Consider the following 23,411-nt stretch of genomic DNA (forward strand, 5'->3'; position numbering starts at 1 on the left):
CGCTTCGATACAGGCGGGGTCCATGACCGATCGCGCCTGGTGGCAGTCGCGGTGGTACGCGATCGGGCTGGCGTGCCTGATGGCCGTACCGCTGCTCTGGCCCGACATTCCCCCCATCACCGACCTGTTGGGCCATATCGGGCGCTACGGCGTCGAGCTGGAGCGCGCCGGCTCGCCCTTTCTACAACGCTATTACGGGTTCGAATGGGGCCTGATCGGCAATATGGGGATCGACCTGCTCATCGTGCCGCTGTCGCGGCTGATGGGGCTGGAACCCGCGGTCAAGCTGATCGTGCTGTTGATCCCGCCGCTCACCGCGGGCGGCCTGCTGTGGATGGCGAAGGAAGCGCACGGCCGCATCCCGCCCAGCGCCGCCTTCGCGCTGCCGTTCGCCTATGGCTATCCGTTCCAGTTCGGGTTCGCCAATTTCGCACTGTCGATGGCGCTCGCCTTCCTGGCGTTCGGATACTGGCTGCGGCTCGGCCGGACGGGGCGCACGCGGTTGCGGGCGGCGCTGTTCGTGCCGATCGGCCTCGCGATCTGGGTCTGCCACAGCTACGGCTGGGCGGTCCTGTGCCTCCTCGCCGCGGCCGCCGAACTGGTCCGCATGCGCGACGACACCGGCGAAGGCACGGCAAAACGGAACCTGTTCAGCACCGTCTGGCACGCCGGCCTCGCCTGCCTCCCGCTCGTCCCGCCAATGATTTTGATGCTCGTCTGGCGCTCCGGTGCGGTGGCCGGCACGACCGGCGGCTATACCGCCACCTGGAAATATGCCTGGCTGCTGGCGGCGTTGCGCGACGATTATCGTCCGTACGACATCGCCTGCGTCAGCGTGGTGTTCATCCTGCTCGGCCTCGGCGTCGCGCGGGTCGGTTTCCGCTACAACCGCACGCTGGGGCTCGCCGCGCTGTTCCTGTTCGCTGCCTACGCGCTTCTGCCACGCGTGCTGCTCGGCTCCGCTTATGCCGACATGCGGATGGCGCCCTATGCGCTGGCGGTGGCGGTGGTGGCATTGCGCCCGATCGGCGATGCGCGCTGGTGGCGCCCCGCGCTCGCGGTGGCCGCGCTCGCCTTCCTGGTCGTCCGGCTGACCGGCCACACGCTCCACTATGCCCGGCTCGACCGCGCCTATGACGAGCAGCTCGCGGCCGTCGAACATCTGCCGATCGGCGCGCGCGTGATGGTGCTGGTCAACCTCCCCTGCCAGGGCAGCTGGAGCTATTCGCGGATGGACCATCTCGGCAGCCTCGCGATCGGACGCCGCCAGGCGTTCGTGAACGGCCAGTGGGCGATGGCCGGCGCGCAGCTCCTGACGATCCGCAACCCGCATGTCGGGCGGTTCGGGGGCGATCCGACGCAGCTTCTGCGCCCGCTCAAATGCCGTCGCCGCGGCGAACCGGTACTTGCCGACACGCTCCGCAACTTCCCGCGCGCGGCTTATGATCATTTCTGGCTGATCGACATGCCGCGCTCCGGCTGGCTCCGCTATCCGGACCTGGTTCCCGTCTGGCACGGCCGCACCCGCGGCATCCTCTACCGCGTCGTGCCCGCCCCAGTGCCAGCCAAGCCTCAGGCCGGCTCGGCCACCAGCGCCAGCGACACCCCGAACGGCAGCGATCCGCGCGCCACGATGTGACGTTCCGCGCCGAACACCTGTTCCAGCAGGCGGTTCATGCGCGGCGACGGCATCGCATCGTCGTCCCCCCCGGTCTTGCCGGTCAGCTTGTGCAGCCACCGCACACCGACGATCAGCGGGAACAGCAGCGTGTTGAAATGGCTGCGGTGGCGCACGCGGAACCCGGCTTGCCCGAACACCTTCGCCAGCGTTGCGGCGGTATAGCGCCGCTGGTGGTGATGCGCCGCATCGTGCGCGCTCCACATCCACGGGTTGGCCGGCACCGTCACCATCAACCGCCCGCCGGGCGCGAGCTTGCGGCGCAGCGCGGTCAGCGCCTCCAGATCACCCGGAATATGCTCCAGCACGTCGAGCAGCACGATGAAGTCGTAATGCCCGTCGTCCAGCGCGACGCCATCGGGCAGGTAGCCACCCTTCACCGCGATCCCGCTCCGGTCGCTGGCGAACGCGCGCGCGAAATCGTCCGGCTCCACCGCATCGACCGTGCCGTAACCCTGCAACAGCGGGATGTTCGATCCCGTGCCGCACCCGACTTCCAGGATGCGCATGCCGGACCGGCGCGGGGCCTGCGCCTCGATCAGCGCAGCCACGATCCGGCGGCGCGCAGCGAACCACCAATGTTCGCCGTCGATCTCGGCCATCCGTGCGTAGATGCTCGCATCCATCAGTGCATTCCCCCGGCCTTGCCGTCGCTGCCGCCATCCATGCCGATCCGGGTTCGCACCACGTAGATCGGCCGATGCTTCACCTCGACCATGATGCGGCCAACATACTCGCCTAGCACGCCCAGCGACACCAGCTGCAACCCGCCGAAGAACAGCACCGCGATCATCAGCGACGGATATCCCGCCACATCCGATCCGTACACCAGCGTCCGCACGCCAACATACACCGCGTATAGCATCCCGACCATCGCGATCGACGCGCCCAGGTAGCTCCAGACGCGGAGCGGCACGGTGGAGGCCGACGTGATCCCGTCGATCGCCAGCGTCCAGAGCTTCCAGTAGTTGAACTTGGTCGTGCCCAGCGTCCGTTCGACGCGGTCATATTCGACCGACGTCTGGCGGAACCCGCCCCACGCGAACAGCCCCTTCATGAACCGGTTGCGCTCCGGCATCGTGCGGATCACCTCCACCACCTTCCGGTCGAGCAGCCGGAAATCGCCCGCATGTTCGGGGATCTTGTCCGCCGACAGCCAGTTGTGCGCGCGATAGTAGAAATCCGCCGTGAACCGCTTGGGCAGCGTATCGCTCGCCCGGTTGCGCCGCACGCCGTACACGACCTCGTATCCGTCGCGCCATTTGGCGATCATCTCGCCGATCACCTCGGGCGGGTCCTGCAGATCGACGTCGATCGGGATCGACACCTCGCCGCGCGCCACGTCCAGCCCGGCGGACAGCGCTGCTTCCTTGCCGAAATTGCGCGACAGCGACAGCGCGCGGACCCGCGGGTCGGCGCGGTTGGCGGCCATGATCGCGGGCAGCGTCGCGTCGGTCGATCCGTCGTCGATGAACAGGATTTCCCAGCCGCGCGGCTCCGCCAGTGAGTCGAGCACCAAGGTCACACGCTGGACGAACGTCGCGATCGCCTGCTCCTCGTCCTTCACCGGCACGATCATCGTCACCAACGGGCGCGGTTCGCCTGTCCATTCGGAATCGGCTGTGGGATTCGGCACACTGTACGGGTCTGTCATTCGAAGACCCATAGCCGGTTGAGCCAGAACATCGCCACCGGTGTCACGAACAGGATCGGCACGATCGGCCACCATGTCGGCCCGCCCAAACGATGAACCAGCAACCAGATCCACGCGCTGTTCAACCCCAGGCTGATCAGCGACGCGGTCAGGAACCGCACCGTGGTGCGCAGCGTGTTCTCGCGGCTGCCGTGCCCGCGAAAGCTCCACCGGCTGTGGATGACGTAGCCGAGCGACACGGCGACCGCATAACCCGCCAGATTGGCCAGTTGCGGATGGACGTGCAGCGGCGTCGCCAGGACCCAATAGATTGCGGCGGACAGCGCGGTGATGCCGAACCCGGTGATGGCATAGCGCACGAACTGGCCGCCCGTGCCGGACAGGAAGGCGCGGATCCGGGCGACCAGGCCGGTCGTCGAGTCGCGGGAGGGGGAGAGCGGAGCGGTCATGCGGTTGGCATGCGCGCTAGGACTGAACGAACTGCACGTCAAACATGGTTGTCGCGCGCCGAACGTGGTTCCATAGCGCGCTGCCCGCCGGGGCCGAGTTACCCAAGGATACGCCGTGCCCACGACGACGCCGATCGACGATGCCGCCCGCTATTGGGTCCGCTGGACGTTGCTGTTCTGGGCGATTGGCGCCGTCGTCATGCTGTACATGAAATGGGGCCAGATCCACTGGCTCGGCTTGGCCGATACCGACGACAATATCCGGCTGGCACAGGTCAACGCCTGGCTGTCCGGCCAGGGGTGGTACGACCTGCGCCAGTACAAGCTCGATCCGCCGCACGGTGCCAGCATCCACTGGTCGCGGTTCGTCGACCTGCCGATCGCCGGGCTGATCCTGCTGACGCGGCCGTTCGTCGGCGCGTTCGATGCGGTCCGCATAGCCGTCGCGGTGGCACCGCTGATCCCGCTCGGCCTTGCGCTGTTCTCCTCTGTGCTCGCCGTCCGGCGGCTGATCGATCGTTCCGCTTTCGCGCTGGGGGCCGCCATGTTCTTCTGCATGGGCACGATGCTGCTCATGTACATGCCGACCCGGATCGATCACCACGGGTGGCAGCTCGCACTGCTCGCCACCACCGTCGCGGGCAGCGTCGATCCGGCGCGCCGCCGCGGCGGGCTGGTCGCGGGCGGCGCGATCGCGCTGTCGTTGACCATCGGGCTCGAAATGCTCCCTTATCTGGCGCTTGCGACCGGCGCGGTCGCGCTTCGCTGGGTATGGGACCGCGCTGAGGCGCCGCGCATGGCCGCGCACGGTATCGCGCTCGGCCTCGGCAGCGCGCTCGGCTTCGCGCTGTTCGCCTCCTACGACAATCGCCTGCCGGTCTGCGATGCGCTCTCGCCGGTCTGGCTGTCGGCCACCCTGCTCGGCGGCGGACTGTTCGTGGCACTGGCCGCGATCCGCGACGATCGTCGTGGCGTTCGGCTGGCCGCGGCGGTGGCGGCGGCGATCGTCGTGGCAGGTGCGTTCGCGCTCGCCTGGCCACAATGCCTTGGCACGCCCGAACGGCTGAGCCCCGAACTGCGCGCGCTCTGGTTCGTCCACATCAACGAAGTCCGCCCGCTCTACGCACATAGCTGGCGCACTTGGTTCCCGGTCGGACTGCCGCCGGTGATCGGGCTGGTCGGCTACGCCTTGATGCTGTGGCGCACACGCGGCACCGTGCTGTTCCCGGCTTGGGCCACCGTCGCGCTGCTGGGCCTGACGTCCGCGGCGCTGATGGCGTGGCAGACGCGCTCCGGTCCGCCGGCCCAGATTCTCGCGGTGCCCGGCATCGCGGGCCTTGCCTGGTTCGTCCTGCCCCGCCTCGCGCATCACCGCCTGATGGTTGTGCGGGTCGGCGGTACGATTGCCGCATTCCTGCTGCTATCGGGCACGATCGCCGGGATTGTCGTCCGCGCGATCCCGAACGAAGCGGCCACCCCTACTGCACCCATTGGTGCCACGACGGGCAAAGCTCGCAAGACCGGTCCGGCCCCGACCTACCGCAACCGCGTCGCCCTGGCCAACCGCCGCTGCCCGACGCTCCCTGCACTCCGCCCGATCGCGCGTATCCCCACCGCGACCGTGCTGACCTTCGTCGATCTCGGCCCCCGGCTGATCGCGATGACGCACCACCGCGCCATCGCCGGCCCCTATCATCGCAACCAGACCGCGATCCTCGACGTCATCCACGCCTTCCGCGGTTCACCCGATCAGGCCCGCGCCATCATGGCAAAGCACGGCGCGACGCTCCTCCTGATCTGCCCCGGCATGTCCGAATCGACGATCTACAACGCAGAGGCGAAGGGCGGCTTCTACTGGCAGCTGGCCCGCAACCGCGTTCCCGCCTGGCTCACCCCCGTCCCGCTGCCGGCGGGATCGCCCTTCAAGCTGTGGCGGCGGGTCGAATAGGCTGGCAGCGTACAAACCCATTCGCAGCGAATTTGTGCTTAGTGAAACGCGCTGTTCTTCCGCGACTGCGCGCCGGATCCGAAATGTGTGGTTTCCGCATCAGGGACGCGCAGGCGTTCCCGATCATGATGTTTTGGGAACAAACAATTTTGGATGACAGGCTGCCTTCGTTGCGCAGCCTACTTTCCTCGCAAGCGGTCCCAAACCCAACGCCACAAACGCGCTTCGGCCAGAATCATTCTGGCGAGCAGCGGCGGCATACCCTGCCGCTCCAGCTCAGTTGCGTCGGGCGCAGAACCAAACGCGATACGTAATACTGCAATCAGAGCAGCACTTTCGGCAAGCACCAGCACGGCAATGCCGACACCACGCAACCAGCTCCATTGTGTGAGGATCGTTTCTGCTGGATCAGGAACAATCTTTCCGGCGATCCATATACCTCCACACGCGATCGCAAGTGCTCGTATCGCCAGAGCACGCCGAGGCATGTTTCTATAGCAAGCCACATAGATAAAAGGCACGAAAATACACCAATCAAAGAGTGTAACCGCCTCACCAAATTGCGGCTGATCGTCCCATGGATGTGTTGCACGAAAGTTTAACGCAGCAGCAAACAAGACCGGGAGAATAGCGTAAAACCAATTATCTCGCGAAGCTTTTACAAATCTCTGCATCGTTCGAACTCCGGATCTTGTCCCCGCCGTTCAAACGAATGTTTGTCCAGCGCTGGCAAAAGAGCAAGAGAGGGACCAGGGGCTGTCAGGCTCTTTGCTCCCCGCGTCGAGGCAAAGGTTCCAAATTTGCACCGGGGTAACGTCTCGCTCGACGCAGACCCCGTTTAGGCGAAGCTCTGGCGGATCCCGTCGATCACGAACTGCGCGGCCAGCGCCGCCAGGATCACGCCCAGAATGCGGGTGATCATCGCTTCGATCTTGTGGCCCAGCACGCGCATCAGCGGCCCGGCGGCCAGCAGCGCCAGCAACAGGATCAGCAACATCGACCCGAGTGCCGCGAACACGATCGCGGTCTCCGCCAGCCCGTGCGCGCGCGACGTCAGCAGCATGGTGGTCGCGATCGATCCCGGCCCGGCGATCATCGGGATCGCCATCGGGAAGACGGAGATATCCTCCTCCTCCATCGTCCGCGCTTCGGCTTCCGCCTCGCGCAGCACGCCCTCGGCGCGCTCCTCGCGGCGTTGCGTGCGCTTCTCGAACACCATCTCTAGCGCGATCAGGAACAGCATGATGCCGCCCGCGATCCGGAACGCGTCCAGGCTGATCCCCATCGCCGACAGGAACCGTTCGCCGACCAGCGCGAACACCAGCAGGATTCCCGCCGACACCATGACCGACCGGAACGCCATCGCCCGGCGATGATCGGGCGACGTGCCGCGCGTGAGGCCCGCAAAGATCGGCGCGCACCCCGGCGGATCGATCACCACGAAGAATGTGACGAAGGCGGAGATGAAGAGCGTGAGCATCAGATCGCCGGCTTCGCCAGCCCGGCGCGCGCATGGGCCGCGACCAGCGTGTTGCGCAGCAGCACCGCGATCGTCATCGGCCCCACCCCGCCAGGCACGGGCGTGATCGCACCGGCCACCGCCAGCGCCTCGTCATACGCGACGTCACCGACCAGCCGGCGCCCCGCGGCATCCTCGACCCGGTTGATGCCCACGTCAATCACGGTCGCGCCGGGTTTCAACCAGTCGCCGCGGATCATCTCCGGCCGCCCGACCGCCGCCACCACGATGTCCGCACGCCGCACCACCGCCGCCAGGTCCCGCGTCCGGCTGTGCGCGATCGTCACGGTGCAATTCCGGTCGATCAGCAGCTGCGCCATCGGCTTGCCGACGATGTTCGACCGCCCGATCACGACCGCGTCGAGCCCCGACAGGTCGCCCAGCACATCCTCCAGCAACAACGCGCAGCCGAGCGGCGTGCACGGCACATACCCGTCCGCCCCCACTGCCAGCCGCCCGGCATTGACGACATGGAACCCGTCGACATCCTTGTCCGGATCGATCGCGGCGATCACCGCCGCGGAATCGATATGGCCCGGCAACGGCAGCTGGACGAGGATCCCGTCCACCGCCGCGTCGGCGTTCAGCTCCGCCACCAGCGCCAGCAACGCCTCCTGCGTCGTCTCGGCAAGCAGGCGATGCTCTGTCCCGACCATACCGGCCGCGAGCGTCGCCTTGCCCTTCCACCGGACATAGACGTCGCTCGCCGGATCCGCGCCGACCAGCACGACGGCCAGCCCCGGTGCGCGCCCCGTTTCCTCACGGAACGCCGCCACGCCCTCGGCGACGCGGCCGCGCAGGGTGGCGGCGAACGCCTTCCCGTCGATGATGCGTGCGGTCATCCGATCAACTCATCAGGTTCAATTCAATGTTCGGGATGATGATCGCGCGCAGGATGTAGATCAGCAGGATCACCACCATGGGCGACAGGTCGAGCGCCCCGAAATCGGGCAGGATCTTGCGGATCGGCCGGTACAGCGGCTCAGTGATGCGATCGAGCGCATAGAGCACCTGCCGCACGAAATCGTTCGACGTGTTGATGACGTTGAACGCGATCAGCCAGCTCAGGATCGCCTGCGCAATAATAATGTACAGCAGCAGCCCGAGCAGAAGTTTGATGATCTCAAGGATGGCGATCATGGCGGCTCCGCATGTGCGAGTGGATTGCCCAAGGCCTTAGCCGGGGCGGCGATGCCGGGCAATGGCAGGCTGGGCTCGCGTGAACCCTACCGCCGCACCAGCGTCCCCGCCCCCTGGCGCGTAAAGATCTCGATCAGCATCGCGTGCGGCACGCGCCCGTCCAGGATCACCGCGGCGTCCACCCCGCCCTCGACCGCATCAACGCAGGTCTCAAGCTTCGGGATCATCCCCCCCGTGATCGTCCCGTCCGTCCGCAGCGCCGCGATCGCCGCCGGCGTCAGGTCGGTCAGCAGCGCCTTTTCCTTGTCCAGCACGCCCGCCACGTCGGTCAGCAGGAACAGTCGCTCCGCCCCCAGCGCGATCGCCAGCGCACCCGCCATCGTATCCGCGTTCACATTGTACGTCTCGCCGTCCGGCCCAAGTCCGATCGGCGCCACCACCGGGATCATCCCCGCCTTCGACAGCGTGTCGAACAGCCGCCGATCGATATCGACCGGCTCGCCGACGAAGCCCAGGTCGACCGCTTCTTCGACCCCGCTGACCGGATCGATCCGCGTGCGGCGCACCTTCTCGACCGTCACCGCATTGCCGTCCTTGCCCGAAATCCCGACCGCGCGGCCCCCGGCATGGCCGATCCAGCCGACCAGTTCCTTGTTGATCTGGCCGGACAGCACCATCTCCGCCACCCGCGCGGTCCGCGCATCGGTCACGCGCAGCCCGTCGACGAACGTCGATTCGACGCCCAGCGTCTTCAGCATCGCGCCGATCTGCGGCCCGCCGCCATGCACCACGACCGGGTTGATCCCGACCGCCTTCAGCAGCACGATATCCTGCGCGAAATCCTCCGCGGCGGCGGGGTCGCCCATCGCATGGCCGCCATATTTCACGACGAACGTCGCGCCGGCGTAGCGGATCAGATACGGCAACGCCTCGGTCAGCGTCTCCGCCTTGGCGAGCAGCACGGGATCGAGATGGTGGTTCATGCCGGGCCGCATAGCGGGATCGGGCGGGCGACGTAAGAGGCCCCGCATACCCCGGGCCGATCAGATCGCGACCGCCGCCTCGACCAGCAGCACCGGCACGCCGTTCGTGACCGGATACCCAACACCCGCACTGTCCGACACCAGCAACCCGCGCGCGGCATCCCAGCGCAACGCCGTCCGCGTCCGCGGGCACACCAGCTTCGCGACCAGCACCGGACCGGGGCCGACGCTCACTGCATCGTCGCCCCGTCGTCGTCCCCGTCGCGCAGGCGGAAGAACAGCAGGAACTGCACGATCAAATCCGCCCGGTCGACGATCGTCCGCGCCTCCAGCAACGCCTGCTTGGCCGCCGCATCGAACGGCGCGATCTGCGCGATGCCGTTCACCAGCGATTCGTCGTCGAGCCGGGTCACCGCGTCCCAGTCGAGCTGATACCCGCGCGCATCGGCGAAGCGCCGCGATTCGCGTTCCAGGTCGGCGCGCAGCACGCTGGCCAGCGGGTCCGGCTCGGCTGTGTCGTCAAAATCGTCGAAACTGGCCTGCACCTGGCGGAACGGCGTGGTGACGTCCATCTCGCTCAGGATCCGGAACCGCGTGATCCCTTCAAGCACGATGTTGAACCGCCCGTCGTCCAGCGCCTCGAACTGCGCGATCCGCCCGACGCAGCCGACATCGTACAGCGCCGGCTTCCGATCGTCGCCGCCTTCCCGCGGCTGCACCATCCCGATCCGCCGGTCGCGCGCCAGCGCATCGGTGATCAACGCGCGGTACCGCGGCTCGAACAGATGCAACGGCAACTGCGCCCGCGGGAACAGCAGCGCCCCGGTCAGCGGGAAGACCGACAGGCGGTGGCGCTTGCCCTCGCTCATGTGAACAGGACCGCGGACAGCCGCCGGCGCTGCGCCCCGACCCATGGGTCCATCAGCCCGACCGCCGCGAACAAGGTCAGCAACCGCGCACGCGCCGCGCCCTCGTTCCACTCCCGATCGCGCCCGATCGATTCGAGCAGCACATCCGCCGCCCGGTCGCGGTCGCTGGTCATCAGCGCGCCGGCCAGTTCGTAACGCGCCTCATGATCGTCCGGATCGGCGGCGATCCGCGCCTCCAGCGGTGCCAGGTCATCGACCGGTGCCGCTTCCTTCGCCAGCGCGAGCGCCGCGCGCGCCTGCATCAGTGCCGGATCGTTCGCCTTCTCCGCCGGCACCGAATCGAGCAGCTCCGCCGCCTCGTCCACCGCACCACCGAGCAACAGCGCACGCGCCTCACCCGCCACGACGGTCAGGTTGTCCGGCGCCATCTCGCCCAGCTGGCGGTAGATCGACAGCGCGCGCTCCGCGTCGCCGCTCTCCAGCACTTCCTCGGCCATCGCGATCAGCGGCAGCAGGTCCGCCTCCGCCGCGGCCGCATCGGTCTTGAGCGGCAGCTGCTTCAGGATCTGGTCGAGCATCTGGGTCAGCTGCCCCTCGGTGCGCGCCGGCGTCATGTCGGCGACCAGCTGCCCCTGGAAGATCGCATAGACCGTCGGCAGCGACTGAATGCGAAACTGCGCCGCGACCGCCTTCTGCTCGTCGACATTGACCTTGACCAGCTTCACGCCACGCGCGGCATAATCGGCCGCGACCTTTTCCAGCAGCGGCGTCAACGCCTTGCACGGCCCGCACCAGTCCGCCCAGAAATCCACGATGACCAGCGCGTCCATCGACGGTTCGACCACGTCGCGCCGAAAACCCTCGATCGCCTCGCGTTCGGCTGCCGTCATGCCAAGTGTCGCCACCGTCACCGTCTCCCCTGTCGTTCCGTCGCCCCCTATGTGGCGCGGCCCGCCCCGATGCCAAGCCCCGCCGGCTTTTCGCACATGCGCAAAGATAAGGGGTTGCCGACCGGGGATGCTGCGGATATTAGCCGCCGCCTGCCGCAGGGTGGTTCGAACGAACTTCCCAAGCGAACAGCGCCGAGCGGGCGTAGCTCAGGGGTAGAGCACAACCTTGCCAAGGTTGGGGTCGAGGGTTCGAATCCCTTCGCCCGCTCCAGTTTCCGAACTGGTAGGACGAGACGTGAGCGGCTAATGCAAGCTGGGCCGTTTTTTTGTTGTCCGACTGGCTGGCCTGACGCCACAAGATACGATCCAGGCATCTGACCAATCCGTCCATCCCGAGCGAACCCTAGGGACCCGTCGGGCGAAGCCGAGCGCGTCCGCTAAGCCCGGAACCCCACCCAGCGAATCAGATCAGCACGGCAACACGCCGCGTCACGCCACCATCCGCAACTGCATTCCGATAAAGTCATGCAGGTCGCTCAACGCCATCGGCTTGCCGTACAAATACCCCTGCACCACGTCGCACCCGCAGGCGCGCAAGAGGTCGCGCTGTTCCTCGGTCTCCACGCCTTCCGCGATCACCTCGATGCCCAACCCGCGCGACAGGAACACCATCGCGCTCACCACCGCGGTGTCGGACCGATCCGTGCCGATCTCGCGGATGAAGCTGCGATCGATCTTCAACCGGGTCAGCGGATAGCGTTTCAGCAGGCTGAGCGACGCGAAGCCCGTGCCGAAATCGTCGAACGCCACGCCCACGCCCAGTTCGCGCAGCACCTTCAGCGGGGGCAGCATCGTCTCGTCGTGGCGCAGCGCGATATTCTCGGTGATTTCCAGCTCCAGCGCGGTCGGCGGCAGGCCGGTGCGGGCCAGTACCCCGATCACATCCTCGGCCAGCCGCCCGGTGCGGAACTGCGCCCCGAACAGGTTCACGCCCATCACCAGCGCCGGCATCCGCGCGCGCAACGCCACCGCATGGTTGCACGCGGTCTCCAGCACCCAGCGGCCGACATCAGGCGCCAGCAGGCCGTTCTCGATCGTCGACAGGAACCGCGCCGGCTCCAGCAGCCCCTGTTCCGGATGCCGCCAGCGCAGCAGCGCCTCGACGCCAAGCAGCACACCGTCGCTGATCCGCACCTGCGGCTGGTAGAAGAGCTCGAACTCCCCCTGGTCGATCGCACGGCGCAATTCCCCTTCGAATGCGCGCCGGTGGACGACTGCATCGCGCAACGGCGGCGTGAAGAAGCGTCGGCAATTCCGCCCCTCGCCCTTGGCATGGTACATCGCCAAGTCGGCGGCCGACAGGAGGTCCTCGGCATGGTCCCCGTCGTCGGGCGCGGACGCGATGCCGATGCTGGCCCCAATATGGATCACCTGCCCGTCGATCACATAAGGCGCGCCGATTGCGGCGATCATCTGGTCCGCCACCGCGCCCACCGTGCCACGCGCGCTGCCCGCGCCGGGAATCATGATCGCGAACTCGTCGCCGCCCAGCCGCGCCACGGTATCGATCGGGCGGATGCATTCGAGCACGCGCCGCGCCACTTCGCGCAGGACGACGTCGCCCGCGGTGTGGCCCAGCGTGTCGTTGACGTTCTTGAACCCGTCCAGGTCCAGCATCAGCACGGCGAGCGGCTCGTTCGCCGCCATGCATTCGCCGATCCGGGTCAGCATCACGGCACGGTTCGGCAACGCGGTCAGCCCGTCGAGATGCGCCATGTTGAACAGCCGCGTCTCGTTGGCGCGCCGTTCGCGGATGTCGCGGATGATCGCCCCGAAACTCGCCTGCGTCCCTTCCCGCCACATCGACAGCGACAGCTCGATCGGAAACTCCGTCCCGTCCTTGTGCTCGGCGTCCAGCTCCACTGTTGTGCCGACCATGAACGTCGGGCCGCCCAGCGCCGCGCGGCGCAGGCCCCCGTCATGCCCGCCGCGCATCCGGGCCGGCACGATCAGGTCGATCTGCCGGCCGATCGCCTCCTCCGCCGAAAACCCGAACACCCGTTCGCAACCGGCGTTCCAGAACGTGATCCGCCCCATGTCGTCGGCGCAGACGATGCCGTCCGGCGACGTCGCGGCAATGCTCTGGAACCGCGATTGCTCGACCGCCCCGGCCGTCACCGCCCGCCGCGTCTCCAGCCGGTCGGTCACCAGCGCACCCAGCGTCCGCAGATTCTCGCGGTCCGCATCCGACATGCCGTTGCGCGGCCGGTGATCGTTCACGCACAGCGTACCGAGCGCGAAGCCGTCGGGCGACCGCAACGGGACGCCCGCATAGAAACGGACGCGAAGACCGTCCATGACGTTGGGATTGTCGGCAAACCGCACGTCCAGCGTCGCATCGTTCACGACCATGATGTCGTCCTGCGCGATCACATGCCCGCAGAAGGATGTGTCGCGCGGCGCGCTGCACGCGTCCACGCCGATCCGCGCCGCGAACTGCTGCGTATCGCGACCGACGAGTGAAATGAGCGCGACCGGTGTCGAAAACATCCGCGCCGCCAGACCGACGATCCGCGTCAGAGCGGCATCCTCGACGCCCGGCTGGATGTCGTACGCGGCCAGCGCCACCAGCCTGGCGTCCTCGTTCAGAAGGTGGGGTGCAGCACGCATATCGACTTTCCGGCTGTCAGCGATGCAGCGAATGCTATCTATCGAACGAATATCAACAAGCCCTTACTTACGTCGTCATCGCCCACCACACCGCACGGCCCGCCATTGCGGCGCCCGTACGCGTCGCGACGCGCACCGGCACCGGCCTGTCCAGCCCGTGCATCGCGCGCGCCCACCGCGGTAGCAGGTCCACCCCTGCCTCCAGCATCAGCCGCTGGAACGGCACGGCCACCGCATCCGGCGCCGCCTGTGTTAGGATCAGCCGCGCCACGTCCCGCGTCCGTGCATCCGCGCGAAGTTCTGCCCGCGCGTTTCTCATATACGCAGCCGCGGCGCGCCGGGTTGCAGGCACGTCACGCGCACCCAGTCGCCGCACCAGTTCCGCCATCTCGGCATGATAGGCGTCCTGCCGCCGCGCCGGAAACCACGGGTCTCGGTAACGAAGGTATGCCGCCAGGAAACTCGTCGTCTCCGCAACATGGACCCAGCCGAGCAGGTCCGGATCGTTCGCACTGTACGCCGCGCCGCCCGGCACGGTCCCGTTCACGCCCGCATGGATCCGCCGCACCCGCGCGATCGCCGCCTCCGCCGCCGCGGTCGATCCATAGGTCGTGATGCCGACGAACCGCGCGGTCCGCAGCAGCCGCCCACGCATGTCGCGCCGAAAATCGCTATGGTCCAGCACGCCCGCCAGCGCGGCCGGATGCAGCATCTGCAGCAGCAAGGATGACACCCCGCCGATCAACATGGCGGTAACATCCCCATGCACCGCCCACGCCGCCGATCGCGGCCCGAACAACCCGTCGTCGCCCTTCGGCCGATCCAGGCTGCGGTCCCCGGCCAGCAACGGCTCGATCCGCACGCGGATCGCAGCACGCGGCAGGCTCAGCACCGGGCTGCCACGTCCGTCATCCCGACGGGGCCGGCACGCGCAGCTTGGCCCAGATCGGCAGATGGTCCGACGCCAGCGACGCCTTGTGGCTGTGGTGGACCCCGGAATCGATCACCTCCACCCCCGGTCCGACCAGAATTCGGTCCAGCGCCGCCATCGGCCGCCGGGCGTGGAAACTCCGCCCCGTCGCCGCGAACCGGTACGTGCCCCCGAAATCGCGCAGGCACCCGCCGTGCAGCGACCATTCGTTCAGGTCGCCCATCAGCACCGTCGGCATCGCCCGCTCGCACGCCGCGACATGCGCGATCACCGCTTTCGCCTGCCGCCGCCGCCACAGACCCGACAGGTCCAGATGCATCCCCACGATCCGCACGTCCGCGCCGTCGACCCGCACATCGGCCAGCACCGCGCCGCGCGGCTCCAGCACGGGCAGGTCCAGCGGGCGGCAGTCGGTGATCGTCGCGGACTTGCGCACGAAGATCGCATTGCCGTGCCAACCGATCCCGCCGGGGCGCACCCCGAACCCGACCGGCCGGTAGTCCGACCGTTCGGCGATCAGATCGATCGGGATCGCGGTCAGCTTCGCGCCGAACCGCTGGTCGGCCTCCTGCAACGCGACGATATCGGCGTCGATCTCGTGCAGCACCTCCAGGATCCGGTCCGGCCGCCGTTTCCGGTCGGTGCCGACGGCCTTGTGGATGTTGTAGCTCGCGACGGTGATCGTCCGCGTCATTCGTCCGCGCCGTCCGGCTGGATCCCGAGCGCCTCGCCCGCCGCGGCGACATCACGCGGCGCCACCATCAGCCGCACGCCGCCCATCACGCCCAGTCCCAGCGCCCCGAACCCCTCGTCGAACAACTCCGCCTCGATCCCGTCCGCCGCCAGCCGCCCCCGCGCCAGTTCACCCAGGATCCGGTCGGGAAAGCGTGCGAGTTCGATCAAAGACATGGAACCGGCAACGCCCCGTTCCGAAAAAGGGTGCGCAGCCTTCTGCGCCACAGCCAAGGCCGCTGTCGTACATGTCGACCGCGCTGCCGAAGACCGCGACTGGAGTTGGCACATCGGCTACCCGTTAGCTGCGGATATAGAGACACTTCCGTACGGGGCACCACGACGATGCTGCTTACCTTGGCACTCATGCTTGCGACGCCCCAGCTCTGCACCGAGGTCAAGCGCGAATGCCGCGCCTGCACCACCGTCGACGGCAAGCGAACCTGCTCCAACGTCGGAACGGCCTGCCAGCCCTCGACCCGGATCTGCCGCCCGAAAGCCACGGCCACTCCCGCCGATCGTCCAAAAACGACCAAGCCGCAGGTCGGCTGACGCTCGGAGGGTATGGCTATCGCGGCTTCGTCAGGCCGTCCCGCCTACCGTCAGGCCGTCGATCATCAGCGTCGGCTGGCCTACGCCCGCCGGCACTGACTGCCCGCCCTTGCCGCAGACGCCGATGCCCTCGTCCAGCGCCATGTCGTTGCCGATCGCGCGGACCTTGGTCAGCACGGACGGCCCGTCGCCGATCAGCGTCGCACCCTTGATCGGTGCGCCCAGCTTCCCGTTCTCGATCCGGTACGCTTCGGTGCAGGTGAATACGAACTTGCCGCTCGTGATATCGACCTGACCGCCGCCGAAGTTGCGCGCGTAGATACCGTTCTTGGCGCGTACGATGATCTCTTCCGGATCGTCCTGCCCACCCAGCATGAACGTGTTGGTCATGCGCGGCATCGGGGCATGGGCGAAGCTCTGCCGACGCCCGTTGCCGGTCGGCGCTACGCCCATCAGCCGCGCATTCAACCGGTCGTGGATATAGCCCTTGAGGATCCCGTCCTCGATCAGCGTGTTACGCTGCGTCGGCGTGCCCTCGTCGTCGATGGTCAGCGACCCGCGGCGGTGCGCGATCGATCCGTCGTCGATCACGGTCACGCCTGGCGCCGCCACCCGGTCACCGATCCGCCCGGCGAATGCGGACGATCCCTTGCGGTTGAAATCACCCTCCAGCCCATGCCCGATCGCCTCGTGCAGCAGCACGCCCGGCCAGCCCGCGCCGCACACCACGGTCATCTCGCCCGCCGGTGCCGCTACCGCCTCCAGGTTGACCAGCGCGCTGCGCAGCGCCTCGTCGATCGAACGGCTCCACACCACCTCGTCGAACAGGTCGTCGTAGAGATACCGCCCGCCCAGCCCGTGGAAACCGCTCTCGCGCCGGCCATTCTGTTCGACCACGACCGTCACGTTCAACCGCACCAGCGGCCGCACGTCGGTCGCGACGAAGCCGTCCGGCCGCACGATCTCGACCACGCTCCACGATCCGCCGAGCCCGACCGACACCTGCACGATGCGCGGATCGCGCGCCCGCGCCGCCGCATCGATCCGCTGGCACAGCTCCACCTTGCGCGCGAACGGGATCGCCGACAGCGGATCGTCACCGGTATAGAGCCCCGCATTGGTCCGCCGCGGCGGCGCGCTGCGTGCGCCGGTCGCGGGGTCGAGCAGCGTCATCGTCTCGCCCGCCCGCCGGATCGCGGCCTCGCTCAGCTCGTTGGCATGCGCAAACGCCATCGTCTCGCCCGACACGCCGCGCAGGCCGAACCCCGCCTGCGTATTGAAATCCGCAGTCTTCAGCCGCCCATCGTCGAACCCGAAGCTCTCCGACGCCATATATTGCAGATAAAGCTCGCCGTCGTCGCAGCCCTTCAGCGTCTCCGCCGTCAGGCGCAGCGCCGCATCGGGATCGAGCGTATCGCGGTAGAGGAAAGCGCGGGGATCGGTCTGTGTCATCGACCGGATATAGGAGCGTCAGCCGCCCTGCACATCCCCGACCTGCGTCTCGCGCGTGTTGATCGTCCCGCCGGGGGCCGCCTCACCCGCGCCGGTATCGGCCGGCCCACCGATCAGCACGAAGCGCCGATCGCAGTAACCGCAGTCGACATAGCCCTTCTCGTCGATCTGCAACCAGCTGCGCGGATGGCCGAGCGCGGCGCCGCCAACGATATCGGTCGCCCCGTCGCACACGATGCGGGCGGTGGTGACACGGGATGTCTCGGGCGCGGTTCCAGTCATGTCCCCGCGTTACCAACCGCGCGTGACCCCCGCAAGCGCATCAATCGCGTCGAAGCCCACGCCAGCGCTACATTTCCCCCGGCGTTCCGCTTTCAACCCGCCCCGCCGCCCGCTATGCGCAGACGCATGACCGAAGCCGCGATCCGCATCCAGAATCTCTGCAAGACCTATGCGGGGGGCAAGCGCGCGCTCGACGGCGTCTCGCTCGATATTCCGCGCGGCACGATCTTCGGCCTGCTCGGCCCGAACGGCGCGGGCAAGTCGACCATGATCAACATCCTATCCGGCATGGTGAACAAGACCAGCGGCAGCGCAGAGATCTGGGGCTTCGACATCGACGCGCACCCGCGCAACGCAAAGGCGTCGATCGGCATCGTGCCGCAGGAAATCCTGTTCGACCCGTTCTTCTCGCCCTTCGAATCGCTCGAGATCCAGGCCGGGCTCTACGGCGTGCCCAAGGCGAAGCGCCGCACGATGGAACTGCTGCGTGCGGTGCATCTTGAGGACAAGGCGAACGCCTATGCCCGCACGCTGTCCGGCGGCATGAAACGCCGGCTGCTCGTCGCCAAGGCGCTCGTCCACACGCCGCCCGTGCTCGTCCTCGACGAACCGACCGCCGGCGTCGACATCGAACTGCGCCAGCAGCTCTGGGCCTATGTGCGCGAACTCAACGCCGGCGGCGTCACCGTCGTCCTCACCACCCATTATCTCGAGGAGGCCGAGGAGCTCTGCGACCGGATCGCGATCATCAACCATGGCCGCGTGATCGCCGACGAACCGACCCCGCAACTCCTCGCCCGCGCGCAGGAAAAGGTCGTCGAGGTCACCGTCGACCGCGACCTGACCGTCGCACCCGTCGCACCCTGCTTCGAAAAGATCGCGCTGAAGGGCGACCGCACCGTCGTCATCACCTATTCCAAGGACAAGGTGAACGCCGGCGAAGTGCTCGCCGCGCTCCAGGCCGCGGGGCTCGGCATAGTCGATGTGTCCACGCGCGAAGCGGACCTCGAGGACGTATTCCTTAACCTCACCCGCGCGGCCGACGCGGCGTAAGACCTGATCCCCGTTACGTAGGGCCTTGCGCCCCAACCCGTTTGGTTCGAGCCTGTCGAGAACCTTGCACGGCGTTCTCGACGGGCTCGAACCAAACGCCGCCGGAAAGCGGGTCGGAGACAATAGAAGCAGCATGACCGACGCACCCACCGGCCCCCGCCACTACGACATCGTCATCATCGGCTCCGGTGCCGCCGGCCTCACCGCCGCGATCAACCTGGCGCAGAACCACCGCGTGGTCGTGCTGGCCAAGGGCGGCCTGTCGGAAGGCTCCACCGCCTGGGCTCAGGGCGGCATCGCCGCGGTGCTCGAACCCGGCGACACGTTCGAATCGCATATCGAGGACACGATGGTCGCGGGCGCCGGCCTGAACGATCGCCGCACCGTCGAATATGTCATCGGCGGCGCGCCCGCCGCGATCGAGCGGCTGGCGGCCCTCGGCGTGCCCTTCAACCCCGGCGAATCGGAACGCTGGCACCTGACGCGCGAGGGCGGCCACAGCCACCGCCGCATCGTCCATGTCGACGACGCGACCGGCTGGGCGGTGCAGCAGGCGCTGGAGAAAGCCGCCGCCGCCAACCCGAACATCACGCTCGTCCCAGACATGGCGGCGATCGACCTGATCACCGGCCGCAACGGCGTGCGCTACTCCGGCGACGGCCGCGTCTGGGGCGTCTACGCGCTCGACCGCGGGACCGGCCGGGTGGAGGCCTTCACCGGCCGCGCGACCATCCTGGCGACCGGCGGTGCGGGCCGCACCTATCTTTATTCCACCGCCCCACGCGGGGCGACCGGCGACGGCATCGCCATGGCCTGGCGCGCCGGCGCCCGCGTGTCGAACATGGAATTCATGCAGTTCCACCCGACCTGCCTCTACAATCTGGAGGTCAAGAATTTCCTGATCACGGAGGCCGTGCGCGGCGAGGGCGGCCATCTGCTGCTCCCCGGCTCCGGCCACCGTTTCATGCCCGATTTCGATCCCCGCGCCGAACTCGCGCCGCGCGACGTCGTGGCGCGCGCGATCGATCACGAGATCAAGCGGCTCGGCCTCGACTATGTCCATCTCGACATCAGCCACCGCCCGCCCGAATTCGTCCGTGAACATTTCCCCAACATCCATGCCAAGCTTCTGACGCTCGGCATCGACATCACCACGCAACCCATCCCGGTCGTGCCCGCACAGCATTACACCTGCGGCGGCGTGCTGACCGACCTCGACGGCCGCACCGACCTCCCCGGCCTCTACGCCGCGGGCGAGGTGACGCAGTCCGGCCTCCACGGCGCGAACCGCCTCGCCTCCAACTCGCTGCTCGAATGCTTCGTGTTCGGCGAGGCCGCGGCCGACCATATCCACGCCAACTGGGACACTCTGCCGACGCCCCCCGCCATCCGCCCTTGGGACGAAAGCCGCGTCTCGCATTCGGACGAGGAAGTCGTCGTCCAGCACAACTGGCGCGAGATCCGGCGTTTCATGTGGGATTTCGTCGGCATCGTCCGCACCACAAAGCGCCTCGAACGTGCGCTCCACCGCATCGAACTGCTCGCCGCGGAAACGGAGGAATATTACGGCACCTTCCACGTCACCGCGGACCTGATCGAGCTGCGCAACCTCGTTGAGGTCGCCCGCCTCATCATCCGCTCCGCGCTCTCCCGCAAGGAAAGCCGCGGCCTCCACTACACGCTCGACTATCCCGAGACGGCGCCCGAGGCGATCGACACGATCCTGGTGCCCTGAACCGGCCCGGGCGGGCCGCCGCCAGACACCCCGAACCAGTGCAAACGCACCCCTCAAGTCCCAGTCGCCAAGCGCCCGCCACGTTGCTACATCGCGTCGGTGTCGAACAATCACCTCTATCTCGTCGACGGGTCCGGATATATCTTCCGCGCCTATCACCGGCTGCCGCCGCTCACCAATCGCAAGGGCGAGCCTGCGGGCGCGGTCTACGGGTTCACCACCATGTTGTGGCGGCTGGTGGACGAACTCCACACGTCGGACGGCCCGACCCATCTGGCGGTCATCCTCGACGCGTCGTCGCACACCTTCCGCAACGACATGTATGCCGAATACAAGGCGCACCGCCCGCCGCCGCCCGAGGATCTGGTCCCCCAGTTCCCGGTGATCCGCGAGGCGACGCGCGCCTTCTCCGTCCCCTGCATCGAAACCGTCGGGCTTGAGGCCGACGACATCATCGCCTGCTACGCCAAGGCCGCGCTTGCGGAGGGCTGGAAGGTCACGATCGTCAGTTCCGACAAGGACCTGATGCAGCTGATCGAACCCGGGCTCGACATGCTCGACACGATGAACAATCGCCGGCTGGGCGCGGACTATGTGCAGGAGAAGTTCGGCGTCACGCCGGGCCAGCTCGGCGACGTGCTGGCCCTCATGGGCGACGCGGTCGACAACGTCCCCGGCGTCCCCGGCATCGGGCCGAAGACCGCCAGCCTGCTGATCCAGGAACATGGCAATCTGGAAGCCGTGCTGGCCGCCGCCGACACGATCAAGAAGCCCAAGCTCCGCCAGTCGCTGATCGATCATGCCGATGCCGCGCGGCTGAGCCGCGAGCTGGTGCGGCTGGCCTGCCATCACCCGCTGCCCGAACCGCTCGCCGATCTCGCGCTCAAGGGCATTCCACCCGCCCCGTTGCGGGCGTTCCTCGAAGATCAGGGCTTCAAGTCGCTGCTGCTCAAGGTCACCGACGGCCATGTCATCGGCGAACCGGTGCCGCCACCCGCGCCCGTCGCGACCGACGAGCCCGCCTTCGTCCACAAGGACTATGAGTGCGTCGTAACGGAGGAGGCGCTCGACCGCTGGATCGCGGAAGCGACCGCCGTCGGCACGATCGCGATCGATACCGAGACCGACCACATCGATTCGATGCGTGCCACGCTGGTCGGCGTGTCGATGGCGATCGCGCCGGGCAAGGCGTGCTACATTCCGATCGGCCATGTCGGCGACGGCCTGCTGTCCGAAGTCCCGACGCAGCTGCCGCGCGAGGTCGTACTCGACCGGCTCCGCCCGCTGTTTACCGACCCGACGGTGCTCAAGATCGGCCAGAACCTGAAATACGACCTCGTCGTGCTGCGCCGCGCGGGCGTCGACGTGACGCCCGCCGACGATACGATGATCCTGAGCTACGATCTCGACGCCGGCCTGCGCAACCACGGCATGGACGATCTCTGCAAGGTCCACCTGTCGCACGACACGATCAGCTTCAAATCGATCTGCGGCACCGGCAAGGCGCAGATCACGTTCGACAAGGTGCCGCTGCCGCAGGCCACCGAATATGCCGCGGAGGACGCCGACGTCACGCTCCGCCTCTGGCGGCGGCTGAAACCCCGGCTGGCCGCGGAGGCTGCGACGCAGGTCTACGAGACGGTCGATCGCCGGCTCGTCACCGTCGTGGCCGAAATGGAGCGCGCCGGGATCAAGGTCGATCGCGCCGAACTGTCGCGCCTGTCGGCCGAGTTCGCCACGCAGATCGCCGTGCTGGAAGGCCAGGTCCACGAAGCCGCCGGCGGCCCGTTCACGATCGGCAGCCCCAAGCAGCTCGGCGAGGTGCTGTTCGACCGGATGGGTCTGAAGGGCGGCCGCAAGGGCAAGTCGGGCGTCTATTCCACGGACGTCACCGAACTCGAACGGCTGGCTGCCGAAGGCGTCCCCATGGCGCGGCTCGTGCTCGAATGGCGCCAGCTGTCGAAGCTCAAGTCGACCTATACCGACGCGTTGCAGGCGCAGATCAACCCGGAAACCGGCCGCGTCCACACCAGCTTCAGCCTCGCCGTCGCGCAGACCGGGCGGCTGTCCTCGACCGACCCGAACCTCCAGAACATCCCGATCCGCACCGAAATGGGCCGCCGCATCCGCGACGCGTTCGTGGCGGAGGAGGGCAAGGTCCTGCTCGCCGCCGACTATTCGCAGATCGAACTGCGGCTTGCCGCACACATGGCCGACGTGCCGCAACTGCGCGCCGCGTTTGCGAACGGCGACGACATCCACAGCCTGACGGCGCAGGAACTGTTCGGGGAGGTCAACCGCGACACGCGCGGCAAGGCCAAGACGATCAATTTCGCGATCCTCTACGGAATCTCCAGCTTCGGTCTCGCCGGCCGGCTCGGCACCGACCGGATCGAGGCGCAGGCCATGATCGACCGTTATTTCGACCGGTTCCCCGGCGTGAAAACCTACATGGCCGACACGATCGCCGAGGTCCGTGCCAAGGGCTATGTCACCACGCTGTTCGGCCGCAAGACGCACCTGCCCGGCATCCGCGGCAAGACGGTGGGCGAACGCCAGTCGGCCGAGCGCCAGGCCGTCAACGCCCCCATCCAGGGCACGTCGGCCGACATCATCAAGCGCGCGATGGTCCGGGTCGGCCCGCAACTCGAACTGGCGGGGCTGCGTACCGTACGCATGCTGTTGCAGGTCCACGACGAACTGGTGTTCGAACTCGATCCGTCCGAAGTGGACGCCGCATCCGCCGTGATCCGCGACGTGATGGCCGGCGCCGCCGAACCCGCGGTGACGCTCTCCGTCCCGCTCGGCGTCGAAATCGGCACGGGCAAAAGCTGGGGCGCCGCGCATTGATCGCGCCCGGCCGTTCGGCGTCCC

Annotated in this window: 23 protein-coding genes and 1 tRNA gene; 7 read left to right on the forward strand and 17 right to left on the reverse strand. The window is 67.7% G+C overall.

Translation table 11 applies throughout. The features are described 5' to 3' along the window. Positions 1 to 22: 22 nt before the first annotated feature. On the forward strand, positions 23 to 1,639 hold the full coding sequence (locus IEX50_RS09525; protein ID WP_184075118.1) for a hypothetical protein: 1,617 nt from the start codon (positions 23 to 25) through the stop codon (positions 1,637 to 1,639). On the opposite strand, the gene IEX50_RS09530 is transcribed toward IEX50_RS09525, so the two are convergent. From IEX50_RS09530 to IEX50_RS09540, 3 genes are all read right to left on the reverse strand, one after another. Next, positions 1,573 to 2,304 (reverse strand): class I SAM-dependent methyltransferase, encoded by a 732-nt coding sequence (locus IEX50_RS09530; protein WP_157176708.1) that lies wholly within the window; start codon positions 2,302 to 2,304, stop codon positions 1,573 to 1,575. The two genes, IEX50_RS09525 and IEX50_RS09530, sit on opposite strands and share 67 nt — an antisense overlap. After that, positions 2,304 to 3,257 carry a glycosyltransferase family 2 protein gene (locus IEX50_RS09535; protein WP_229673903.1) on the reverse strand — a complete coding sequence of 318 codons (954 nt, stop codon included), beginning with the start codon at positions 3,255 to 3,257 and terminating at the stop codon, positions 2,304 to 2,306. The genes IEX50_RS09530 and IEX50_RS09535 overlap by 1 nt, the downstream gene beginning before the upstream one ends. A 71-nt stretch (positions 3,258 to 3,328) precedes the next feature. After that, positions 3,329 to 3,781 carry a GtrA family protein gene (locus IEX50_RS09540; RefSeq protein ID WP_157176706.1) on the reverse strand — a complete coding sequence of 151 codons (453 nt, stop codon included), beginning with the start codon at positions 3,779 to 3,781 and terminating at the stop codon, positions 3,329 to 3,331. A 115-nt stretch (positions 3,782 to 3,896) separates the two neighbouring features. Here IEX50_RS09540 and IEX50_RS09545 point away from each other — a divergent pair, with 115 nt between their 5' ends. Continuing rightward, complete coding sequence (locus IEX50_RS09545; protein WP_157176705.1) at positions 3,897 to 5,729, forward strand: AcrB/AcrD/AcrF family protein; 1,833 nt, start codon at positions 3,897 to 3,899, stop codon at positions 5,727 to 5,729. Between the two features lie 179 nt (positions 5,730 to 5,908). Here IEX50_RS09545 and IEX50_RS09550 read toward each other — a convergent pair whose 3' ends face one another. The 8 genes from IEX50_RS09550 to IEX50_RS09585 form a co-directional block, all read right to left on the reverse strand. Then, positions 5,909 to 6,403: a hypothetical protein gene (locus tag IEX50_RS09550; protein WP_157176704.1), complete on the reverse strand. Its 495-nt coding sequence runs from the start codon at positions 6,401 to 6,403 to the stop codon at positions 5,909 to 5,911. 164 nt (positions 6,404 to 6,567) lie between these two features. Continuing rightward, positions 6,568 to 7,209, reverse strand: coding sequence for a MarC family protein (locus IEX50_RS09555; RefSeq protein WP_157176703.1), 642 nt, complete (start codon positions 7,207 to 7,209; stop codon positions 6,568 to 6,570). Then, complete coding sequence (gene folD / locus IEX50_RS09560) at positions 7,209 to 8,090, reverse strand: bifunctional methylenetetrahydrofolate dehydrogenase/methenyltetrahydrofolate cyclohydrolase FolD (RefSeq protein WP_157176702.1); 882 nt, start codon at positions 8,088 to 8,090, stop codon at positions 7,209 to 7,211. Before folD ends, IEX50_RS09555 begins: the two co-directional genes overlap by 1 nt. A gap of 4 nt (positions 8,091 to 8,094) precedes the next feature. Continuing rightward, positions 8,095 to 8,388: a YggT family protein gene (locus IEX50_RS09565; protein ID WP_157176701.1), complete on the reverse strand. Its 294-nt coding sequence runs from the start codon at positions 8,386 to 8,388 to the stop codon at positions 8,095 to 8,097. Between the two features lie 86 nt (positions 8,389 to 8,474). Further along, a complete protein-coding gene (gene argB, locus IEX50_RS09570; RefSeq protein WP_157176700.1) occupies positions 8,475 to 9,383 on the reverse strand; it encodes an acetylglutamate kinase in 909 nt (302 codons plus the stop codon). A gap of 48 nt (positions 9,384 to 9,431) precedes the next feature. After that, entirely contained in the window at positions 9,432 to 9,605 is a 174-nt protein-coding gene (locus IEX50_RS09575) for a Trm112 family protein (RefSeq protein ID WP_157176699.1), read from the reverse strand. Beyond that, positions 9,602 to 10,240: an LON peptidase substrate-binding domain-containing protein gene (locus IEX50_RS09580; protein WP_157176698.1), complete on the reverse strand. Its 639-nt coding sequence runs from the start codon at positions 10,238 to 10,240 to the stop codon at positions 9,602 to 9,604. The genes IEX50_RS09575 and IEX50_RS09580 overlap by 4 nt, the downstream gene beginning before the upstream one ends. Next, positions 10,237 to 11,145, reverse strand: coding sequence for a tetratricopeptide repeat protein (locus IEX50_RS09585; protein ID WP_229673859.1), 909 nt, complete (start codon positions 11,143 to 11,145; stop codon positions 10,237 to 10,239). Before IEX50_RS09585 ends, IEX50_RS09580 begins: the two co-directional genes overlap by 4 nt. A 181-nt stretch (positions 11,146 to 11,326) precedes the next feature. Here IEX50_RS09585 and IEX50_RS09590 point away from each other — a divergent pair. Beyond that, positions 11,327 to 11,401: transfer RNA gene (locus tag IEX50_RS09590), tRNA-Gly, on the forward strand. Between the two features lie 218 nt (positions 11,402 to 11,619). On the opposite strand, the gene IEX50_RS09595 is transcribed toward IEX50_RS09590, so the two are convergent. The 4 genes from IEX50_RS09595 to IEX50_RS09610 form a co-directional block, all read right to left on the reverse strand. After that, positions 11,620 to 13,800 carry a putative bifunctional diguanylate cyclase/phosphodiesterase gene (locus IEX50_RS09595; RefSeq protein ID WP_157176697.1) on the reverse strand — a complete coding sequence of 727 codons (2,181 nt, stop codon included), beginning with the start codon at positions 13,798 to 13,800 and terminating at the stop codon, positions 11,620 to 11,622. Positions 13,801 to 13,867: 67 nt separating this feature from the next. Beyond that, positions 13,868 to 14,692 carry an oxygenase MpaB family protein gene (locus IEX50_RS09600; protein WP_229673861.1) on the reverse strand — a complete coding sequence of 275 codons (825 nt, stop codon included), beginning with the start codon at positions 14,690 to 14,692 and terminating at the stop codon, positions 13,868 to 13,870. A gap of 16 nt (positions 14,693 to 14,708) precedes the next feature. After that, positions 14,709 to 15,425, reverse strand: a complete 717-nt coding sequence (locus IEX50_RS09605) for an endonuclease/exonuclease/phosphatase family protein (protein WP_157176696.1) — start codon at positions 15,423 to 15,425, stop codon at positions 14,709 to 14,711. Further along, positions 15,422 to 15,640, reverse strand: a complete 219-nt coding sequence (locus tag IEX50_RS09610) for a putative signal transducing protein (RefSeq protein WP_157176695.1) — start codon at positions 15,638 to 15,640, stop codon at positions 15,422 to 15,424. The genes IEX50_RS09605 and IEX50_RS09610 overlap by 4 nt, the downstream gene beginning before the upstream one ends. A 168-nt stretch (positions 15,641 to 15,808) precedes the next feature. On the opposite strand from IEX50_RS09610, the gene IEX50_RS09615 reads away from it, so the two are divergent. Continuing rightward, the gene (locus IEX50_RS09615; protein ID WP_157176694.1) at positions 15,809 to 16,015 is read left to right on the forward strand and encodes a hypothetical protein; all 207 of its coding nucleotides are present in this window, start codon (positions 15,809 to 15,811) and stop codon (positions 16,013 to 16,015) included. A 30-nt stretch (positions 16,016 to 16,045) separates the two neighbouring features. On the opposite strand, the gene tldD is transcribed toward IEX50_RS09615, so the two are convergent. Further along, complete coding sequence (gene tldD / locus IEX50_RS09620) at positions 16,046 to 17,467, reverse strand: metalloprotease TldD (protein ID WP_157176693.1); 1,422 nt, start codon at positions 17,465 to 17,467, stop codon at positions 16,046 to 16,048. Between the two features lie 18 nt (positions 17,468 to 17,485). Beyond that, the gene (locus tag IEX50_RS09625; RefSeq protein ID WP_157176692.1) at positions 17,486 to 17,749 is read right to left on the reverse strand and encodes a zinc-finger domain-containing protein; all 264 of its coding nucleotides are present in this window, start codon (positions 17,747 to 17,749) and stop codon (positions 17,486 to 17,488) included. 126 nt (positions 17,750 to 17,875) lie between these two features. Here IEX50_RS09625 and IEX50_RS09630 point away from each other — a divergent pair, with 126 nt between their 5' ends. The 3 genes from IEX50_RS09630 to polA all read left to right on the forward strand — a co-directional run bounded on the left by IEX50_RS09630 (position 17,876) and on the right by polA (position 23,387). Next, positions 17,876 to 18,802 (forward strand): ABC transporter ATP-binding protein, encoded by a 927-nt coding sequence (locus IEX50_RS09630; protein WP_157176691.1) that lies wholly within the window; start codon positions 17,876 to 17,878, stop codon positions 18,800 to 18,802. A gap of 133 nt (positions 18,803 to 18,935) precedes the next feature. After that, positions 18,936 to 20,537 (forward strand): L-aspartate oxidase, encoded by a 1,602-nt coding sequence (gene nadB / locus IEX50_RS09635; protein WP_157176690.1) that lies wholly within the window; start codon positions 18,936 to 18,938, stop codon positions 20,535 to 20,537. 99 nt (positions 20,538 to 20,636) lie between these two features. Further along, positions 20,637 to 23,387, forward strand: a complete 2,751-nt coding sequence (gene polA, locus IEX50_RS09640; protein ID WP_157176689.1) for a DNA polymerase I — start codon at positions 20,637 to 20,639, stop codon at positions 23,385 to 23,387. The last annotated feature ends 24 nt before the right edge of the window (positions 23,388 to 23,411 follow it).

It is taken from the genome of Sphingomonas prati (assembly GCF_014643515.1).
In the GTDB taxonomy this organism is placed as follows: Bacteria; Pseudomonadota; Alphaproteobacteria; order Sphingomonadales; family Sphingomonadaceae; genus Sphingomonas_R; species Sphingomonas_R prati.

What these genes read in the sequence shown, in the direction of transcription:
- IEX50_RS09525 (WP_184075118.1), top strand. Translation starts at nt 23, where the DNA reads ATGACCGATCGCGCCTGGTGGCAGTCGCGGTGGTACGCGATCGGGCTG.
- IEX50_RS09530 (WP_157176708.1), bottom strand. Translation starts at nt 2,304, where the DNA reads ATGGATGCGAGCATCTACGCACGGATGGCCGAGATCGACGGCGAACAT.
- IEX50_RS09535 (WP_229673903.1), bottom strand. Translation starts at nt 3,257, where the DNA reads ATGATCGTGCCGGTGAAGGACGAGGAGCAGGCGATCGCGACGTTCGTC.
- IEX50_RS09540 (WP_157176706.1), bottom strand. Translation starts at nt 3,781, where the DNA reads ATGACCGCTCCGCTCTCCCCCTCCCGCGACTCGACGACCGGCCTGGTC.
- IEX50_RS09550 (WP_157176704.1), bottom strand. Translation starts at nt 6,403, where the DNA reads ATGCAGAGATTTGTAAAAGCTTCGCGAGATAATTGGTTTTACGCTATT.
- IEX50_RS09555 (WP_157176703.1), bottom strand. Translation starts at nt 7,209, where the DNA reads ATGCTCACGCTCTTCATCTCCGCCTTCGTCACATTCTTCGTGGTGATC.
- folD (WP_157176702.1), bottom strand. Translation starts at nt 8,090, where the DNA reads ATGACCGCACGCATCATCGACGGGAAGGCGTTCGCCGCCACCCTGCGC.
- IEX50_RS09565 (WP_157176701.1), bottom strand. Translation starts at nt 8,388, where the DNA reads ATGATCGCCATCCTTGAGATCATCAAACTTCTGCTCGGGCTGCTGCTG.
- argB (WP_157176700.1), bottom strand. Translation starts at nt 9,383, where the DNA reads ATGCGGCCCGGCATGAACCACCATCTCGATCCCGTGCTGCTCGCCAAG.
- IEX50_RS09580 (WP_157176698.1), bottom strand. Translation starts at nt 10,240, where the DNA reads ATGAGCGAGGGCAAGCGCCACCGCCTGTCGGTCTTCCCGCTGACCGGG.
- IEX50_RS09595 (WP_157176697.1), bottom strand. Translation starts at nt 13,800, where the DNA reads ATGCGTGCTGCACCCCACCTTCTGAACGAGGACGCCAGGCTGGTGGCG.
- IEX50_RS09605 (WP_157176696.1), bottom strand. Translation starts at nt 15,425, where the DNA reads ATGACGCGGACGATCACCGTCGCGAGCTACAACATCCACAAGGCCGTC.
- IEX50_RS09610 (WP_157176695.1), bottom strand. Translation starts at nt 15,640, where the DNA reads ATGTCTTTGATCGAACTCGCACGCTTTCCCGACCGGATCCTGGGTGAA.
- IEX50_RS09615 (WP_157176694.1), top strand. Translation starts at nt 15,809, where the DNA reads ATGCTGCTTACCTTGGCACTCATGCTTGCGACGCCCCAGCTCTGCACC.
- tldD (WP_157176693.1), bottom strand. Translation starts at nt 17,467, where the DNA reads ATGACACAGACCGATCCCCGCGCTTTCCTCTACCGCGATACGCTCGAT.
- IEX50_RS09625 (WP_157176692.1), bottom strand. Translation starts at nt 17,749, where the DNA reads ATGACTGGAACCGCGCCCGAGACATCCCGTGTCACCACCGCCCGCATC.
- IEX50_RS09630 (WP_157176691.1), top strand. Translation starts at nt 17,876, where the DNA reads ATGACCGAAGCCGCGATCCGCATCCAGAATCTCTGCAAGACCTATGCG.
- nadB (WP_157176690.1), top strand. Translation starts at nt 18,936, where the DNA reads ATGACCGACGCACCCACCGGCCCCCGCCACTACGACATCGTCATCATC.